This is a genomic window from Pseudomonas sp. 44 R 15 (assembly GCF_900004965.1).
Classification (GTDB): Bacteria; Pseudomonadota; Gammaproteobacteria; order Pseudomonadales; family Pseudomonadaceae; genus Aquipseudomonas; species Aquipseudomonas orientalis_A.
The window spans coordinates 26267-44203 of record NZ_CVTU01000016.1 but is presented as its reverse complement, the minus strand read 5'-3'; the positions used below and the strand labels follow the sequence as shown (position 1 = coordinate 44203).

The 17937-nt window shown below is 58.1% G+C and carries 22 protein-coding genes; 2 read left to right on the top strand and 20 right to left on the bottom strand.

Annotation, left to right across the window (positions count from 1 at the left end):
• Positions 1-2: 2 nt before the first annotated feature.
• A complete protein-coding gene (locus tag BFP93_RS01105) occupies positions 3-758 on the bottom strand; it encodes an alpha/beta hydrolase family protein (RefSeq protein WP_065891609.1) in 756 nt (251 codons plus the stop codon).
• Positions 748-1857 (bottom strand): DUF3182 family protein, encoded by a 1110-nt coding sequence (locus BFP93_RS01100; RefSeq protein ID WP_065891608.1) that lies wholly within the window; start codon positions 1855-1857, stop codon positions 748-750. Before BFP93_RS01100 ends, BFP93_RS01105 begins: the two co-directional genes overlap by 11 nt.
• 249 nt (positions 1858-2106) lie before the next feature.
• Between BFP93_RS01100 and BFP93_RS01095 the strand changes: the two genes are divergently transcribed.
• Complete coding sequence (locus BFP93_RS01095) at positions 2107-2670, top strand: cysteine hydrolase family protein (RefSeq protein WP_065891607.1); 564 nt, start codon at positions 2107-2109, stop codon at positions 2668-2670.
• Between the two features lie 16 nt (positions 2671-2686).
• On the opposite strand, the gene tam is transcribed toward BFP93_RS01095, so the two are convergent.
• The 3 genes from tam to BFP93_RS01080 form a co-directional block, all read right to left on the bottom strand.
• Positions 2687-3448, bottom strand: a complete 762-nt coding sequence (tam, locus tag BFP93_RS01090) for a trans-aconitate 2-methyltransferase (protein ID WP_065891606.1) — start codon at positions 3446-3448, stop codon at positions 2687-2689.
• A gap of 93 nt (positions 3449-3541) precedes the next feature.
• Entirely contained in the window at positions 3542-4057 is a 516-nt protein-coding gene (locus tag BFP93_RS01085; protein WP_003232445.1) for a single-stranded DNA-binding protein, read from the bottom strand.
• A 9-nt stretch (positions 4058-4066) separates the two neighbouring features.
• Complete coding sequence (locus BFP93_RS01080; RefSeq protein WP_065891605.1) at positions 4067-5461, bottom strand: MFS transporter; 1395 nt, start codon at positions 5459-5461, stop codon at positions 4067-4069.
• A gap of 178 nt (positions 5462-5639) precedes the next feature.
• Between BFP93_RS01080 and uvrA the strand changes: the two genes are divergently transcribed.
• Positions 5640-8474 (top strand): excinuclease ABC subunit UvrA, encoded by a 2835-nt coding sequence (gene uvrA, locus BFP93_RS01075; protein WP_065891604.1) that lies wholly within the window; start codon positions 5640-5642, stop codon positions 8472-8474.
• A gap of 65 nt (positions 8475-8539) precedes the next feature.
• Here the strand turns inward: uvrA and bfr are convergent, their stop codons facing one another.
• The 15 genes from bfr to rpsH form a co-directional block, all read right to left on the bottom strand.
• The gene (gene bfr / locus BFP93_RS01070) at positions 8540-9004 is read right to left on the bottom strand and encodes a bacterioferritin (RefSeq protein ID WP_003176400.1); all 465 of its coding nucleotides are present in this window, start codon (positions 9002-9004) and stop codon (positions 8540-8542) included.
• 155 nt (positions 9005-9159) lie between these two features.
• Positions 9160-10608, bottom strand: a complete 1449-nt coding sequence (locus tag BFP93_RS01065; protein ID WP_065888413.1) for a catalase — start codon at positions 10606-10608, stop codon at positions 9160-9162.
• A 235-nt stretch (positions 10609-10843) separates the two neighbouring features.
• Entirely contained in the window at positions 10844-11230 is a 387-nt protein-coding gene (gene rplQ, locus BFP93_RS01060) for a 50S ribosomal protein L17 (RefSeq protein WP_007918448.1), read from the bottom strand.
• A gap of 41 nt (positions 11231-11271) precedes the next feature.
• On the bottom strand, positions 11272-12273 hold the full coding sequence (gene rpoA / locus BFP93_RS01055) for a DNA-directed RNA polymerase subunit alpha (protein ID WP_003176403.1): 1002 nt from the start codon (positions 12271-12273) through the stop codon (positions 11272-11274).
• 22 nt (positions 12274-12295) lie between these two features.
• Positions 12296-12916, bottom strand: a complete 621-nt coding sequence (gene rpsD / locus BFP93_RS01050; RefSeq protein WP_003210056.1) for a 30S ribosomal protein S4 — start codon at positions 12914-12916, stop codon at positions 12296-12298.
• An 18-nt stretch (positions 12917-12934) separates the two neighbouring features.
• Positions 12935-13324, bottom strand: coding sequence for a 30S ribosomal protein S11 (rpsK, locus tag BFP93_RS01045; RefSeq protein ID WP_002555466.1), 390 nt, complete (start codon positions 13322-13324; stop codon positions 12935-12937).
• 30 nt (positions 13325-13354) lie between these two features.
• Complete coding sequence (gene rpsM / locus BFP93_RS01040) at positions 13355-13711, bottom strand: 30S ribosomal protein S13 (protein ID WP_003210063.1); 357 nt, start codon at positions 13709-13711, stop codon at positions 13355-13357.
• 129 nt (positions 13712-13840) lie between these two features.
• Positions 13841-13957, bottom strand: coding sequence for a 50S ribosomal protein L36 (gene rpmJ / locus BFP93_RS26930; RefSeq protein ID WP_002555468.1), 117 nt, complete (start codon positions 13955-13957; stop codon positions 13841-13843).
• Between the two features lie 28 nt (positions 13958-13985).
• Entirely contained in the window at positions 13986-15314 is a 1329-nt protein-coding gene (gene secY / locus BFP93_RS01035) for a preprotein translocase subunit SecY (RefSeq protein WP_003194637.1), read from the bottom strand.
• Positions 15315-15752 (bottom strand): 50S ribosomal protein L15, encoded by a 438-nt coding sequence (gene rplO, locus BFP93_RS01030; protein WP_003176407.1) that lies wholly within the window; start codon positions 15750-15752, stop codon positions 15315-15317.
• Between the two features lie 3 nt (positions 15753-15755).
• Positions 15756-15932: a 50S ribosomal protein L30 gene (gene rpmD / locus BFP93_RS01025; RefSeq protein WP_003176408.1), complete on the bottom strand. Its 177-nt coding sequence runs from the start codon at positions 15930-15932 to the stop codon at positions 15756-15758.
• 2 nt (positions 15933-15934) lie between these two features.
• Positions 15935-16435, bottom strand: coding sequence for a 30S ribosomal protein S5 (gene rpsE / locus BFP93_RS01020; RefSeq protein ID WP_003176409.1), 501 nt, complete (start codon positions 16433-16435; stop codon positions 15935-15937).
• A gap of 3 nt (positions 16436-16438) precedes the next feature.
• The gene (rplR, locus tag BFP93_RS01015; protein ID WP_017135964.1) at positions 16439-16789 is read right to left on the bottom strand and encodes a 50S ribosomal protein L18; all 351 of its coding nucleotides are present in this window, start codon (positions 16787-16789) and stop codon (positions 16439-16441) included.
• 10 nt (positions 16790-16799) lie between these two features.
• Positions 16800-17333, bottom strand: a complete 534-nt coding sequence (gene rplF, locus BFP93_RS01010) for a 50S ribosomal protein L6 (protein ID WP_003176412.1) — start codon at positions 17331-17333, stop codon at positions 16800-16802.
• A 12-nt stretch (positions 17334-17345) separates the two neighbouring features.
• Positions 17346-17738: a 30S ribosomal protein S8 gene (gene rpsH / locus BFP93_RS01005; protein WP_003176413.1), complete on the bottom strand. Its 393-nt coding sequence runs from the start codon at positions 17736-17738 to the stop codon at positions 17346-17348.
• Between the last annotated feature and the right edge of the window lie 199 nt (positions 17739-17937).

Sequence of the window (17937 nt, the reverse complement as noted above, 5' to 3'; positions counted from 1 at the left end):
CGTTAGCGAGACTGGATGATGCTCAAACGTTCACCCACCACCATCTCGGTGATCCAGTCCACCAGGATCGAGGTGTAGGCCTGTTGCGACACCGGGTCGCTCAATGAATGGTCGGCGCCATCGATGATGCGGTGGGTCAGGGAATGGGTGTTCTGGCAGGCCGCGCGGTAACTCATGATGGTGGCGTGGGGCACGTGGTCGTCGGTCTCCGATTCGACGATCAGCACATCACCGCTGAATTTTGCGCAGGCATGCAGGGCCCGGTTGGTTTCGGCCTGCACCAGCGTACTGCGGTAATCCATCAGGTCGGCTTTATCCAGGTCACGCTTGGGCTTGAGCCATTCCTGATCGCGGTACAGCGCAGGCACCCGCAACGCCAGCCAGCGCACCGGGCGCAATGAGGTGAGGATCGCCGCCAGGTAGCCCCCATAGCTGGTGCCCACCACCGCCACCGCCGAGGTATCGATGGCCGGGTGAGACAGCAGGCGGTCGTAGGCGGCCAACAGGTCGCGCAGGTTGTCTTCACGGGTTACGCGCGAAAGCGGGATACCCGTGCCTGCATGGCCGCGCAGGTCGAAAGTCAAACACACGCAACCGAGCCCCGCGATGCCTTTGGCGCGCTCCAGGTCGCGCTCCTGGCTGCCGCCCCAGCCGTGCACGAACAACACGCCCGGCACTTTGGATTTGGGGCTGAGGAAGGTCCCGCTCATCTGTTCGTCGTCAATGTCGATTGCGATGCTCTCGCTTCTAGCCGTCATAAGCGTTAACCGTCACATATTTGAGGAGAAAGTCGCTGTTTTCAGCCAGGCCGCGGTACACCTCGATGGCGTCTGCCGGTAACGTCCGGTCCACATAGGTTTCCACCGAGGCCACGCGGATCGCGCGCAAGCCGGGGTGGTTGACGAAGCTTTGCAGCGCCGCGACTTCCGCGCTGCTGGCCCCGCCCATGCGCCAGGACTGTTCGAGCACGCCACTGCGGCGTTGGCCGTCGCTGTCCAGCCCCTGGGCGATGTCGTAGTTGCGGCGCGAGGCGTAGAAGCCGGGGTAGGCTTCATCGGCAGCCTTGTCGAAAACCTGCGCTTGCCTGACGGCTTCGCGTACATCGTCCGGCAGAGCCAGAGCGAGCAAGTCGTCGTAACCGCCGGGCACCACCAGCAGCTTGGAGCCGCCGTAGACCTCTTCGCCCTGCCCGTCCCGGGTCAGGTATTGCTCGCCGCAGTAACTGATGACGTGATCGCCGATAAAGCTTTGGCCCACACTGTGAGTGACTACGTCCTGCAGGTCTTGTTCCAGCACCACCCCATCATTAAACATTGCGGCGGCTTCGGGACGCGCCAGCAGGGCATCGAATTCGTCGAGGCTGCGGATCACCTCTTGCCCGCGCCCCGCGCAGGCGTTTACGGGCTTCAAGCGAATCGGCCCGCTGTAGAGCAAACGGGTCGCGGCTGGCCGTGCATCTTCCAGCGCGAAGACACTCAAGCCATCGAGGACTACGTCGCGCACGCGCTCACAAAACAGCGGCGACCAGCCCTCGGGCGCCTGGGCTTGCGGGCTCAGCAGGCCATGAGTGATGGCTTTGGTACAGATGAACGCATGATCGACATAACCGCCCCACAGGTCTTGCGGGCCTTTGATATCGAGCGCTTGTGCCTGGGCGGCCCCGACCAGCGTTTGTGTGGGAAGCAGGTACAGATCGTGGCCGGCGTGCTTGAGCGGGTCGTAGCTGCCGCCGAATTTTAGCCCCAGTATCTGCGCGAGCCAGCGCGCCAGGGCGCGATTGGTCTCCACTTCATGCTGGGGTGCGCCGCTGCGCGTTGAATGAGAGAGCGCCAGCTTTTTACGTGAAATCGGGGTCATGCATCCCCCTTGGCATCCGGCCATGTGTGTAAAAGAAGCGTAGCAGGGATCAGGCCAAGCTCGCGTTGAGCAGGAGCGCTTGAAAATCAATCAGTTGGCGGGCACGCAATATCAGTTAGCCCGCGCCATTCTGCACGATGCGGCCTCGGGCACGCGGCGTTCTGCACGATTCACGTGTACGGCAGCCGATATCCGACGGCGGCGCCAGCTAAGATACTGGACCTATCAACCCATCACGAGGCAACCCACATGGCCAAGCAAGCACTCATCCTGATCGATATCCAGAACGACTACTTCCCCCAGGGCAAGTGGCCGCTTGACGGTGTGGAGGCCGCTGCGGACAACGCCGCGCAGGTGCTGAAGGCCTTTCGTCAGACCGGCGATGCGGTGATCCACGTGCGTCACGAGTTCGCGGACGATGACGCGCCGTTCTTCACGCCGGGCTCCGAAGGCGCGCAGTTGCATGCCAACGTGCTGAACCAGGGTAACGAGCCGGTGGTGCTCAAGCACTTTGTGAATGCCTTTCGCCAGACCAACCTGCGCGAGTTGCTGGAACGGCGCAGCATTACCGACGTGGTGGTGGTCGGCAGCATGAGCCATATGTGCATCGACGCTGTAGTGCGGGCGGCGGCAGACTTGGGCTACAAGGTCACGGTCATTCATGACGCCTGCGCTACCTGTGACCAGAATTTCAATGGGCAGGTGATTCCCGCCGCGCAGGTGCATGGCGCCTACATGGCCGCGCTGGCCTTCGGCTATGCGAGTGTGGTGTCGACGCAAGACTATTTGAAAGCCCAAGCGGCGGTGGCTTGACCGCCGCTTGGCGCGTTCAGCGCGTGGCGATGATAAACAGGCGTGGGAATGGCAGCAGTACCGTGCCATCCGCCAGGGCTGGATAAGCCTGGGTAATCCGTGCCTGGTACGCCTGCAGGAAAGCGGCTTTTTCGTCATCGTTCAGTGGCGCCAGGAAAGGCCGCAGCGTTGAACCCTTGAACCACTCCACCACTGCCCCGTGGTCTGCCAACGGATGGTGGTAGGTGGTACGCCAGACATCGACGGTGCTGCAATGCCGGTTCAGCAGTTCGAAGTAATAGCTCGCCGAATGCCGCTCGTTATGCTTGACCGCGCCGATCTTCGCGGCCCATGGCCCCTGCGCTGCGACCTCACGGGCGAGCCGGTGGGCAGGCTCGTCGAGGTTGTCCGGCGTCTGCACCGCCAGCGTGCCGCCGGGGGTCAGTTGGTTGACCAGGTGCGGATAGAGCGAGGCGTGGTCAGGCAGCCATTGCAGGGACGCATTGGCGAGAATCACGTCGAAGGGCTGCGCCGGGCTCCAGGCGCCGATATCCGCCAGTTCGAAGCTCAAGGCCGGCAGGCGCTTGCGCGCGTCGCGCAGCATGTCATCGGAGCTGTCCATGCCGGTAATGTGGGCGTGTGGAAAGCGTTCGGCCAACACCTGGGTGGAATTGCCGGGACCACAGCCCAGATCAACGGCCGTGCCCACATCGGTATTGGGAATCGCGGCCACCAGGTCGCGGACGGGGCGCGTGCGCTGCTGCTCGAACATCGTGTACTGCTTGGCGGACCAGGTCATCGGGTTCTCCTCTCTTGGTGGTTAAGCATCGCCCATAAAAAACCCCCGACGCCAGGGGTATCGGGGGTTTTGTTGTGTCTGGAGGTTTAGGCCTCAGAACGGGATATCGTCATCAAAGCTGTCGAAATCCGGAGCCGGCTGCGGAGCGGCCTGTTGTGGCGCCGGGCGCGACTCGCGCTGAGGCTGCTGGCTTGGCTGCGGACGCGATTGCTGTGGACGCGGTGCCGAGTTGGACATGCCGCCCTGGCCCTGTTGGTCGCCCTGTGGACGGCCGCCCAGCAATTGCATGGTGCCTTGCATGTCGACCACGATTTCAGTGGTGTAACGCTTGATGCCGTCTTTTTCCCACTCGCGGGTTTGCAGTTTGCCTTCGATGTAGACCTGCGAACCTTTGCGCAGGTACTCACCGGCGATCTCGGCCACTTTGCCGAACATCGACACGCGGTGCCATTCGGTTTTCTCGACCTTCTGGCCTGTCTGCTTGTCGGTCCACTGTTCGCTGGTCGCCAGACTCAGGTTCGTCACGGCGTTACCGTTAGGCAGGTAGCGAACTTCGGGATCCTGGCCGCATGTACCGACCAATATGACTTTGTTAACCCCACGGGCCATAACGTTCTCCTAGGCTGGGCGCGCTGTCGGCACTGGGTTGACCAGGTGCTCGAGCGTCGCGCGATCCAATAATTCGGTGTCCAATTTGATGTAAATCGCAGTTTCTTCTGCGACCACTACTGCGTCCGTTACTCCAACGACGGCCTTCAGGCGCTCGGCCAAGCCGGCTTCGCGCATCGCTTCAGGCGATAACGGCAGGCGTAGGCTCGTCACATACGGAGGTTCGCGCATGGTAACAGCAAAGACCAGCCAAAGTGCAGCCAGCCCGGCGCATCCGAGGAACACAACCGACAAACCGCCATGCTGGAACATCCAGCCACCCATGATCCCGCCCAGCGCCGAACCGAGGAACTGGCTGGTGGAATACACGCCCATCGCCGTGCCCTTGCCGCCGGCCGGTGAAACCTTGCTGATCAGCGACGGCAATGACGCTTCCAGCAGGTTGAACGCGGTGAAGAACACCACCGTGCCGATCACCAGCGCCCGCAGGCTGTCGCCGAACTGCCAGAAGAATAGTTCAGTGAGCATCAATGTCGCGACGGCGCCGAGCAGAACTCGTTTCATTTTGCGTTTCTTCTCGCCGTAGATGATGAACGGGATCATGGCGAAGAACGAAACCAACAGGGCGGTCAGGTAGACCCACCAGTGCTGCTCCTTGGGCAAACCGGCTTTCTGCACCAGCGCCAGGGGCAAGGCGACGAAGCTGCACATCAGCATTGCGTGCAACACGAAGATACCTAAATCCAGACGCAGCAGGTCCGGGTGCTTGAGCGTCGGCAACAGCGCCTTGCGCGCGACGCCGGACTCACGGTGCTGCAGCGTGCCGGTCGAGCGCGGCACCATGAAGGCCACGATCACGATACCGACCAACGCCATGCCGCCGGTGGCCAGGAACAACCCGTGCAGGCCGAAAGCGCGAGTCAGCAGCGGGCCGACCACCATCGCCACGGCAAACGACAAACCAATGGTCATGCCGATCATGGCCATGGCCTTGGTGCGATGCTGTTCGCGGGTCAGGTCCGACAGCAACGCCATCACCGCAGCGGAAATCGCCCCGGCGCCTTGCAGGATACGTCCGGCGATCACGCCCCAGATCGAATCGGACTGCGCCGCGAGCACACTGCCGAGGGCGAACACGATCAGCCCCAGGTAAATCACCGGGCGACGGCCTATACGGTCGGAAATGATACCGAACGGTATCTGGAAGATGGCCTGGGTCAGGCCATAGGCGCCAATCGCCAGGCCGATCAATGCGGGGGTCGCGCCTGCGAGATCCATTCCATAGGTCGCCAGCACCGGCAACACCATAAACATGCCCAGCATACGGAAGGCGAACACCAGGGCCAGACCGCTTGCCGCTCGGGTCTCGCCGCTACTCATGCGTTCGCTGTGGGGATCGTGCATGGAAAAACCTCGTGTGAACCGGCGGCGATTCTACCAGTCCCATCGATTGAGAGGGTATATGCGGCGCTTTGCCGCGCAGCTTTCATGTAAGGCTGCAAGCGGCCTTTTGACAGTGTATATTCATCCAGTCTTTAGCCGTATACTCCGGCATTATTTACGCCCGCCGTGCGAGGCCATCTTGGACAAGATCCTGATTCGTGGGGCTAGAACCCACAACCTGAAGAACATCGACCTGACCCTGCCCCGGGACAAACTGATCGTCATCACCGGCCTGTCCGGTTCGGGCAAATCGTCCCTGGCGTTCGACACGCTGTATGCCGAAGGCCAGCGTCGCTATGTGGAATCGCTGTCGGCCTATGCCCGCCAGTTCCTGTCCATGATGGAAAAGCCCGACGTCGACACCATCGAAGGTTTGTCGCCGGCCATTTCCATCGAGCAGAAATCGACGTCCCATAACCCACGCTCCACCGTGGGCACCATTACCGAAATCTACGATTACCTGCGTCTGCTGTATGCACGCGTGGGTATTCCACGCTGCCCGGACCACGATATTCCCCTGGAAGCCCAGACCGTCAGCCAGATGGTTGACCTGGTGCTGGCCCAGCCGGAAGGCGCCAAGCTGATGCTGCTGGCGCCCGTCATCCGCGAGCGCAAGGGCGAACACCTGTCGGTCTTTGAAGAGCTGCGGGCGCAAGGTTTCGTGCGCGCCCGCATCAACGGCAAGCTTTATGAGCTGGATGAAGCGCCCAAGCTCGACAAGCAGAAGAAGCACTCCATCGATGTGGTGGTCGACCGTTTCAAGGTGCGTGCCGATCTGCAGCAGCGCCTGGCGGAATCCTTCGAGACCGCGTTGAAGCTGGCCGACGGTATTGCCCTGGTCGCGCCCATGGACGACGAGCCGGGCGAAGATATCATCTTCTCCGCGCGCTTTGCCTGCCCGATCTGCGGCCATGCCATCAGCGAACTGGAACCCAAGCTGTTTTCCTTCAACAACCCGGCCGGCGCCTGCCCGACCTGTGACGGCCTGGGCGTCAAGCAGTTCTTCGACATCAAGCGCCTGGTCAACGGCGACCTGACGTTGGCGGAGGGGGCGATTCGTGGCTGGGACAGGCGCAACGTCTACTACTTCCAGATGTTGGGGTCGTTGGCGTCGCACTACAAGTTCAGCCTCGAAGTGCCGTTCAACCAACTGCCGGCGGACCAGCAGAAGGTCATCCTCAACGGCAGCGGCTCGCAGAACGTCGACTTCAAGTATCTGAACGACCGTGGTGACATCGTCAAGCGCTCCCACCCGTTCGAAGGCATCGTGCCGAACCTTGAGCGCCGTTACCGCGAGACCGAATCGGCCAGCGTGCGCGAAGAGTTGGCGAAATTCCTCAGCACCCAACCTTGCCCTGATTGCCGTGGCACGCGCCTGCGCCGCGAAGCGCGGCATGTGTGGGTTGGCGAGAAGACGTTGCCGGCGGTGACCAACCTGCCAATTGGCGATGCCTGTGAGTACTTCGGTGTGCTCAAGCTGACCGGCCGCCGTGGGGAGATTGCCGACAAGATCCTCAAGGAAATCCGCGAGCGTCTGCAGTTCCTGGTCAACGTTGGCCTGGACTATCTGTCGCTGGACCGCAGCGCCGATACCCTGTCGGGCGGCGAGGCCCAGCGGATTCGCCTGGCCAGCCAGATCGGCGCGGGACTGGTGGGCGTGTTGTACATCCTCGATGAGCCGTCGATCGGCTTGCATCAACGCGACAACGATCGCTTGCTGGGTACGTTGAAACACCTGCGGGATATCGGCAACACGGTGATTGTGGTCGAGCACGACGAGGACGCGATTCGCCTGGCGGATTACGTGGTCGATATCGGCCCTGGCGCGGGTGTGCATGGCGGACATATTGTCGCCGAGGGCACGCCTGCCGAAGTCATGGCGCATCCGGATTCACTGACCGGCAAGTACCTGTCGGGCCGCGTGAAAATTGCGGTGCCGGCCAAGCGCACGCCGCGCAACAAGAAGATGGCGTTGCACCTCAAGGGTGCTCGTGGCAACAACTTGCGCAATGTGGATCTGGAAATCCCCCTGGGCCTGCTGACCTGTGTGACCGGGGTTTCCGGCTCGGGCAAGTCGACGCTGATCAACAACACGTTGTTCCCACTCAGTGCCACCGCCCTGAACGGCGCTACCACCCTGGAAGCGGCGGCCCACGACAGCATCAAGGGCCTGGAGCATCTGGACAAGGTGGTCGACATCGACCAGAGCCCGATTGGCCGTACGCCGCGGTCCAACCCGGCAACTTACACCGGGCTGTTCACGCCGATTCGCGAGTTGTTCGCCGGTGTTCCGGAATCCCGCTCACGCGGCTACGGGCCGGGCCGGTTCTCGTTCAACGTCAAGGGCGGTCGCTGTGAAGCCTGCCAGGGCGATGGCTTGATCAAGGTCGAGATGCACTTCCTGCCGGATATCTATGTGCCGTGCGATGTGTGCAAGAGCAAGCGCTATAACCGTGAAACCCTGGAAATCAAATACAAGGGCAAGAACATTCACGAAACCCTGGAGATGACCATCGAGGAAGCGCGGGTGTTCTTCGACGCGGTTCCGGCGTTGGCGCGCAAGCTCCAGACATTGATGGATGTCGGCCTGTCTTATATCAAGCTGGGGCAGTCGGCGACCACGCTGTCGGGTGGTGAAGCGCAGCGGGTGAAGTTGTCGCGTGAGTTGTCCAAACGGGATACAGGCAAAACCTTGTATATCCTTGATGAGCCAACCACTGGCCTGCACTTTGCCGATATTCAGCAACTGCTGGACGTGCTGCATCGGTTGCGTGATCACGGTAATACGGTGGTGGTGATTGAACACAACCTGGATGTGATCAAGACCGCCGACTGGCTGGTGGACCTGGGGCCGGAAGGCGGTTCCAAGGGCGGGCAGATCATTGCTGTGGGTACACCGGAGCAAGTCGCCGAGATGTCGCAATCCCATACTGGCTACTATCTGAAGCCGTTGCTGGAGCGCGACCGGGCCTGATTTACCGGGCCCGATAAAAAGCCCCTGTCACCTCATCGGTGGCAGGGGCTTTTTCGTAGCCGGAATCAGAACTGCGATTGCAGGTAGTTTTCCAGGCCAATCAGCTTGATCAGACCCAACTGCTTTTCCAGCCAGTAGGTATGATCTTCTTCGGTGTCATTCAACTGCACGCGCAGGATCTCGCGAGTGACATAGTCGTTGTGCTGCTCGCACAGCTCAATGCCCTTGCAGAGCGCGGCACGGACCTTGTATTCGAGACGAAGGTCGGCAGCGAGCATATCCGGCACTGTGGTGCCCACATCCAGGTCGTCGGGACGCATGCGCGGCGTGCCTTCGAGCATGAGGATACGACGCATCAGTGCGTCAGCGTGCTGCGCCTCTTCTTCCATCTCATGGTTAATACGTTCATAGAGCTCGGTAAAGCCCCAGTCTTCGTACATACGCGAATGGATGAAATATTGGTCACGAGCTGCCAGTTCGCCCGTCAGCAACGTGTTGAGGTAATCGATTACGTCGGGGTGACCTTGCATCGCCCTACATCTCCCTGCTTGAAAGTCTGTAGTTTGAACCATGCTGACCTGAAGGTCACGGGATCAACGGCAGAAAAGCGAAGATTTCCGGAGAAAAGTAGCTGAAATAACGCAAAAACCGCCCAAATGAGGGCGGTTCTGCTTATCGTTTAGAGTCAGTTAAGCGATACACCCAGTGCATTTGCGATTGCTTCTCCATAAGCGGGATCCGCTTTGTAAAAATGCTGCAACTGACGCTGGACCACATCACTGGAAACACCGCCCATCGCACCGGCGATGTTGCTGGTCAGCAGCGCTTTCTGCTCGTCATTCATCAAGCGGAACAGTGCACCGGCGTGGCTGTAGTAATCAGTGTCTTCGCGGTGATCGTAACGATCAGCCGCGCCGCTCAAGGCCAGTGCAGGCTCCGCATACTGTGGCGCCTGCTTTGGCGCATCGGCGTAGCTGTTTGGCTCGTAGTTAGGCGCAGCGCCACCATTACTGCCAAAGGCCATCGAACCGTCACGCTGGTAGCTGTTGACCGGGTTACGTGGAGCATTCACCGGCAGTTGCTGGTGATTGGTGCCAACACGGTACCGGTGAGCATCTGCGTAGGCAAAGACGCGACCTTGCAGCATACGGTCCGGCGACAGGCCAACGCCTGGAACCATATTGCTTGGGCCGAACGCGGCCTGTTCCACTTCGGCGAAGTAGTTCTGCGGGTTGCGGTTGAGTTCCAGTTCGCCCACCTCGATCAGAGGGAATTCTTTTTGCGACCAGGTCTTGGTGACGTCAAACGGGTTTTCGTAGTGAGCGTTCGCTTGAGCCTCGGTCATGATCTGGATGCAAACGCGCCATTTTGGGAAATCACCACGTTCAATGGCGCCAAACAGATCGCGCTGGGCATAGTCAGGATCGGTACCCGCCAGGCGCGCAGCTTCAGCCGGCGCCAGGTTCTTGATGCCTTGCTTGGTCTTGTAGTGCCATTTCACCCAGTGACGCTCGCCGTTGGCGTTGATCAGGCTGTAGGTGTGACTGCCGAAGCCGTGCATGTGGCGGTAGCCATCAGGGATGCCACGGTCCGAGAACAGGATGGTGACCTGGTGCAGCGCCTCTGGGGAGTGCGACCAGAAGTCCCACATCATCTGTGCGCTTTTCAGGTTGCTCTGCGGCAGACGCTTTTGGGTGTGGATGAAATCCGGGAATTTCAGCGGGTCACGGATGAAGAACACAGGCGTATTGTTGCCAACGATGTCCCAGTTGCCTTCCTCGGTATAGAACTTCAAGGCGAAGCCGCGTGGGTCGCGCTCAGTGTCAGCCGAACCGCGCTCACCACCTACAGTGGAGAACCGCAGGAACGTTGGGGTTTGCTTACCCACTGACTCGAACAGCTTGGCGCTGGTGTATTGAGTGATGTCTCGGGTGACGGTGAACGTACCGTAGGCGCCCGAACCTTTGGCGTGTACACGGCGCTCCGGAATATTTTCACGGTTGAAGTGAGCGAGCTTCTCGATCAGGTGGAAGTCGTCGAGCAGCAGCGGGCCACGGGGGCCGGCAGAACGGGAATTCTGATTATCCGCAACGGGTGCACCGCTGGCGGTGGTAAGGACTTTATTCTGGCTCATGCGCAATTTCCTCAGGTCTGGCTTGGAACTGCCGGCTAATCGGCTTGGAGGGAGTATCAATCAACAACATGACACCTACAAATTTATTAAATTGTAGGCTTCAATAGAAAATTACTACCAACCGAGCCAACGTCCATCTCGCCCAGCGTCCCCGGGAAACCTGGACCTAATGCGCTTTTATTACGCGCACAAAAAACCGGGCGCCAGGCCCGGTTCTTCGTTGCAGACTGTCGTGTTACTCGGCGCTTACAGCTTCGCCGGCAGTAGCACGATCAACCAACTCGACGTACGCCATAGGCGCGTTGTCGCCAGTGCGGAAGCCGCACTTGAGGATGCGCAGGTAGCCACCCTCACGGGTAGCATAACGCTTGCCCAGGTCGTTGAAGAGCTTACCAACGATAGCTTTCGAACGAGTACGGTCGAAAGCCAAACGGCGGTTAGCCAGGCTGTCTGTCTTGGCCAAAGTGATCAGCGGCTCAGCAACGCGACGCAGTTCTTTAGCTTTCGGCAGTGTAGTTTTGATCAGCTCGTGCTCGAACAGCGACACCGCCATGTTTTGGAACATGGCCTTGCGGTGCGAGCTGGTACGGCTCAGGTGACGACCACTTTTACGATGACGCATGGTTCATTCCTTACCAAACTCACGTTCGGTGATTACGACGATCAGGCAGTCGCCTTGTCGTCCTTCTTAAGACTTGCAGGCGGCCAGTTGTCGAGGCGCATGCCGAGGGACAGACCGCGGGAGGCCAGAACGTCCTTGATTTCAGTCAAGGATTTCTTGCCAAGGTTCGGAGTCTTCAACAGCTCTACTTCGGTACGCTGAATCAGGTCGCCGATGTAGTAGATGTTTTCCGCCTTAAGGCAGTTAGCCGAACGTACAGTCAGTTCCAGATCGTCAACCGGGCGAAGCAGGATCGGATCGATCTCGTCTTCCTGCTCGATTACCACTGGTTCGCTGTCACCCTTGAGGTCGACGAACGCAGCCAACTGCTGTTGCAGAATGGTTGCAGCGCGGCGGATAGCCTCTTCAGGATCCAGAGTACCGTTGGTTTCCAGATCAATAACCAGCTTGTCCAGGTTAGTACGCTGCTCGACACGGGCGTTTTCCACCACGTATGCGATACGGCGAACCGGGCTGAACGAAGAGTCAAGCTGCAAGCGACCAATGCTGCGGCTTTCGTCTTCATCGCTCTGACGCGAGTCGGCCGGTTCATAACCACGACCACGAGCTACGGTGAGCTTCATGTTCAGGGCGCCGTTAGACGCCAGGTTAGCGATTACGTGATCGGGATTAACGATCTCGACATCATGATCCAGCTGAATATCGGCAGCGGTAACCACCCCCGAACCCTTCTTCGACAAGGTCAGCGTAACTTCGTCACGGCCGTGCAGCTTGATAGCCAGACCTTTAAGGTTCAACAGGATTTCAATTACGTCTTCCTGTACACCTTCGATGGCGCTGTACTCGTGGAGCACACCGTCAATCTCGGCCTCGACTACTGCACAGCCGGGCATTGAGGACAACAGGATGCGGCGCAGCGCGTTGCCCAGGGTGTGGCCAAAACCACGCTCGAGAGGCTCGAGAGTAATTTTAGCGCGGGTTGGACTGACAACCTGCACATCAATGTGGCGGGGTGTCAGGAACTCATTTACCGAAATCTGCATGGATGCACCTATTTTCTAGCCCTTACTTGGAGTAGAGCTCGACAATCAGGCTTTCGTTGATGTCGGCGGACAGATCACTGCGAGCAGGAACGTTCTTGAAAACGCCCGACTTCTTCTCAGTGTCTACTTCTACCCATTCTACGCGGCCACGTTGGGCACACAGATCGAGAGCTTGGACAATGCGAAGTTGGTTTTTTGCTTTCTCGCGAATCGCGACCACGTCACCAGCACGAACCTGGTAAGACGGTACGTTAACGGTTTGGCCGTTTACGCTGACGGATTTGTGCGATACCAGCTGACGGGATTCGGCGCGAGTCGAACCAAAGCCCATACGGTATACAACGTTGTCCAGACGGCATTCGAGCAGTTGCAGCAGGTTTTCACCGGTTGCACCTTTCTTGCCAGCAGCTTCTTTGTAGTAGCCGCTGAACTGACGCTCGAGAACGCCGTAGATACGACGGACCTTCTGCTTTTCACGCAGTTGGGTGCCGTAATCGGACTGGCGACCGCGGCGTTGGCCGTGGATACCAGGTGCTGCTTCAATGTTGCACTTCGATTCGATCGCGCGCACGCCGCTCTTCAAGAAGAGATCGGTGCCTTCACGACGAGCGAGTTTGCATTTTGGACCAATGTAACGAGCCATTCTTTACAATCTCCTGGATTACACGCGGCGCTTCTTCGGCGGACGGCACCCGTTGTGCGGGATTGGCGTCACGTCGGTGATGCTGGCGATCTTATAGCCACAGCCGTTCAAAGCACGGACAGCAGACTCACGACCTGGACCTGGACCTTTGACGTTAACGTCGAGGTTTTTCAGGCCGTATTCCAGCGCAGCTTGGCCAGCTCGTTCAGCAGCTACTTGAGCAGCAAACGGGGTGGACTTGCGGGAACCGCGGAAACCCGAACCACCGGAGGTAGCCCAAGAAAGCGCGTTACCTTGACGGTCGGTGATGGTCACGATTGTGTTGTTAAAAGAAGCATGGATGTGGGCGATGCCATCAACCACTGTCTTTTTAACTTTTTTACGAGGACGAGCAGCAGGTTTTGCCATGATAATTTTCCTGTCGATTCGCGTGGGCGATTACTTGCGGATCGGCTTACGCGGACCTTTACGGGTACGCGCGTTAGTCTTGGTACGCTGACCGCGCACTGGAAGACCACGACGATGACGCAGACCACGGTAGCAACCGAGGTCCATCAAACGCTTGATTTTCATGTTGATTTCGCGACGCAGGTCACCTTCAGTGGTGAACTTCGCCACTTCGCCACGCAACAGCTCAATCTGCTCGTCGCTCAGATCCTTGATCTTTGCGGCTGGGTTTACCCCAGTGTCTGCGCAAATTTTCTGCGCAGTAGTGCGACCAACACCATAGATGTAGGTCAGCGAGATAACAGTGTGCTTGTTATCTGGAATGTTAACGCCTGCAATACGGGCCATTCAGTGGGACTCCAATTGACAGCTACCTACGCCCCGGAAGCCAAGAAATAGGGCGCGAGATAATATCGCTGTAATAACAAATAATCAACCCGGCAGCGCACTAGCTGCCGGGCTTCAAGCGGATCACACTCAGCCTTGGCGCTGTTTGTGACGCGGTTCCGCGCTGCAAATTACTCGAACAACACCTTCGCGGCGAATAATCTTGCAGTTACGGCACAGCTTTTTCACCGATGCACGAACTTTCATCACCAACTCCTCGAACCTTATGGGGTACTCAGCGCAACATGCCGCTGCCGTAGCCCTTCAGGTTGGCTTTCTTCATCAGGGATTCGTACTGGTGCGAAACGAGGTGCGATTGTACTTGGGACATGAAGTCCATCACAACCACGACCACGATCAGCAACGAGGTCCCGCCAAGGTAGAACGGAACGTTTGCCGCAACCACCAGGAACTGGGGAAGCAAACAGACGGCCGTCATATATAGAGCACCGAACAGGGTCAAACGAGTCAGAACGCCATCAATGTAGCGCGCAGACTGCTCACCCGGACGAATACCCGGAATAAAGGCACCGGACTTCTTCAGGTTTTCCGCTACGTCTTTCGGATTGAACATCAACGCCGTATAGAAGAAGCAGAAGAAAATAATCCCTGCACTAAACAGCAGAATATTCAACGGCTGACCAGGAGCGATCGACTGAGAGAGGTCCTGCAGCCAGCCCATATTTTCAGACTGACCAAACCAGGTACCCAACGAAGCCGGAAACAGCAAGATGCTGCTCGCGAAAATTGCCGGAATAACGCCGGCCATATTCACCTTCAGCGGCAAGTGGCTGGTCTGCGCAGCAAACACCTTACGGCCCTGCTGACGCTTGGCGTAGTGAACAGCAATACGACGCTGACCACGCTCAATGAACACCACAAAACCGATAATCGCTACTGCCAGCAAACCGATAGCAACCAGGGCGAAGATATTGATATCCCCCTGACGCGCAGACTCGAAAGACTGCCCAATTGCTCTCGGAAGACCGGCGACGATACCTGCGAAAATCAACATCGAGATACCGTTACCAACACCACGCTCAGTAATCTGCTCACCCAGCCACATCATGAACATCGCACCAGCCACAAACGTGGATACCGCGACGAAATGGAAGCCAAAGTCACCAGTGAACGCAACGCCCTGCCCTGCCAGGCCAACGGACATGCCGATAGCTTGAACCAGAGCGAGGACGACAGTGCCGTAGCGGGTGTACTGGCTAATCTTGCGACGGCCAGCTTCACCTTCCTTCTTCAACTGCTCCAGCTGCGGGCTGACGGCGGTCATCAGTTGCATGATGATCGATGCCGAAATGTACGGCATGATCCCCAGTGCAAAGATGCTCATCCGTTCCAGCGCGCCGCCGGAAAACATGTTGAACAAGCTAAGAATGGTCCCCTCATTCTGTCGAAACAGGTCTGCGAGTCGGTCCGGGTTGATACCTGGAACCGGGATGTGTGCGCCTATTCGGTAGACGATAATCGCCAGGAACAGAAAACGCAGACGAGCCCAAAGTTCAGACATACCGCCTTTGCCGAGCGCTGAGAGAGCACCTTGCTTAGCCATTTATTCCTCGAACTTGCCGCCAGCTGCTTCGATAGCCGAACGCGCACCTTTGGTGGCGCCGATTCCCTTGCCGATAGTGACAGCGCGAGTCACTTCACCGGACAGCATGATTTTCACACGCTGTACGTTGACGTTGATCACGTTGGCATCTTTCAGGGTCTGCACAGTAACGATGTCGCCTTCCACTTTAGCCAGCTCGGACAGACGCACTTCTGCGCGGTCCATGGCTTTCAGGGATACGAAACCGAACTTAGGCAGGCGACGATGCAGCGGCTGTTGACCGCCTTCAAAGCCTGGAGCGATGGTGCCACCGGAGCGGGAGGTCTGACCTTTGTGGCCACGGCCACCAGTCTTACCCAAACCGCTACCGATACCACGGCCCGGACGATGCTTTTCGCGACGGGAACCCGGCGCTGGACTCAGATCATTGAGTTTCATCGATTAACCCTCTACACGCAGCATGTAGTAAGCCTTGTTGATCATCCCGCGATTCTCGGGAGTATCCTGGACTTCTACAGTGTGACCGATGCGACGCAGACCCAAACCCTTAACGCACAGTTTGTGGTTAGGAATGCGGCCGGTCATGCTTTTGATCAGCGTTACTTTAACGGTAGCCATGATCAGAAGATCTCCTTCACAGTCAGGCCACGCTTGGCAGCGATGGACTCAGGAGATTGCATAGCTTTCAAACCCTTGAAAGTGGCGTGAACCACGTTTACCGGGTTAGTCGAGCCGTAGCACTTGGCCAGAACGTTCTGAACGCCAGCAACCTCGAGGACAGCACGCATAGCGCCGCCAGCGATGATACCGGTACCTTCAGAAGCAGGCTGCATGTACACCTTCGAAGCGCCATGGGCAGACTTCATTGCGTACTGCAGGGTAGTGCCGTTCAGATCAACCTGGATCATGTTGCGACGAGCAGCTTCCATTGCCTTCTGGATCGCAGCAGGCACTTCACGTGACTTGCCACGGCCGAAGCCAACACGCCCTTTACCATCACCCACCACGGTCAACGCGGTGAAAGTGAAGATACGGCCGCCTTTAACGGTTTTGGCTACGCGGTTAACTTGAACCAGCTTCTCAATGTAGCCTTCGTCGCGCTTTTGGTCGTTATTTGACATAACTTAGAACTCCAGCCCAGCTTCACGAGCAGCATCAGCCAGCGCTTTAACGCGGCCGTGGTACTTGAAGCCAGAGCGGTCGAAAGCCACTTGCGAGACGCCCACGGCCTTAGCACGTGTAGCGACCAGCTGGCCAACCTTTGTGGCCGCGTCGATGTTGCCGGTGGCACCATCACGCAGTTCTTTATCCAAAGTCGAGGCGCTTGCCAGGACTTTGTTGCCGTCGGCCGAGATGACCTGGGCGTAGATGTGCTGCGACGAGCGATACACGCAGAGACGCACGACTTCGAGTTCGTGCATTTTCAGGCGTGCTTTGCGAGCGCGACGCAGTCGAGTAACTTTTTTGTCGGTCATTTGCTATGCCCTACTTCTTCTTGGCTTCTTTACGACGGACGACTTCGTCCGCGTAGCGCACACCTTTGCCTTTGTACGGCTCTGGTGGACGGAAGTCGCGGATCTCAGCGGCCACCTGACCTACCAGCTGCTTATCGATGCCCTTGATCAGGATATCGGTTTGGCTAGGGGTCTCAGCGGTGATGCCTTCCGGCAGTTCGTAATCCACTGGGTGCGAGAAGCCAAGGGCCAGGTTCAAAACCGTGCCTTTTGCTTGCGCTTTGTAACCAACACCGACCAGCTGGAGCTTACGCTCGAAGCCTTGGCTTACGCCTTGGACCATGTTGTTTACCAACGCACGCGTGGTACCGGCCATTGCGCGAGTTTGTTGATCGCCATTGCGAGCAGCGAAACGCAGCTCACCAGCTTCTTCAACGATCTCAACGGACGAATGGATGTTCAGTTCAAGAGTGCCCTTGGCACCCTTCACCGAAAGCTGTTGGCCTGCGAATTTGACTTCGACACCGGCTGGCAGCTTAACGGGGTTCTTAGCGACGCGAGACATGCTTATCCCCCCTTAGAACACAGTGCAAAGAACTTCGCCGCCGACACCGGCAGCGCGCGCAGCACGATCCGTCATCACACCTTTGTTGGTGGAGACGATAGACACGCCCAGACCGCCACGAACTTTCGGCAGATCTTCAGCGGACTTGTACTGACGCAGGCCTGGACGGCTAACGCGCTTCACTTCCTCGATGACCGAACGGCCTTCGAAGTACTTCAGCTCGATGGACAGCAGTGGCTTGATTTCGCTGCTGATCTGATAACCCGCAATGTAGCCTTCGTCTTTCAGGACTTTGGCAACAGCTACCTTCAACTTGGAAGATGGCATGCTTACGACGGACTTTTCAGCCATCTGGGCATTACGGATACGAGTTAGCATGTCCGCTAACGGGTCCTGCATACTCATGGGCTAGACGCTCCTAATACAAAAAAATTAGCCTTGCGGCTACATATGTCGCCGAGAATCTTCCGAGCGTAAAAAACACGGGCTCAGGCGAGCCGCGTATTTTAGACACAGTCCGGAAATGAAACAAGCCCCAAAAGGGGCTTGTTCCAGATTCAAGGCCACCGGCGGTCAGTATCTTGCGAAACCGACCACCTTGACG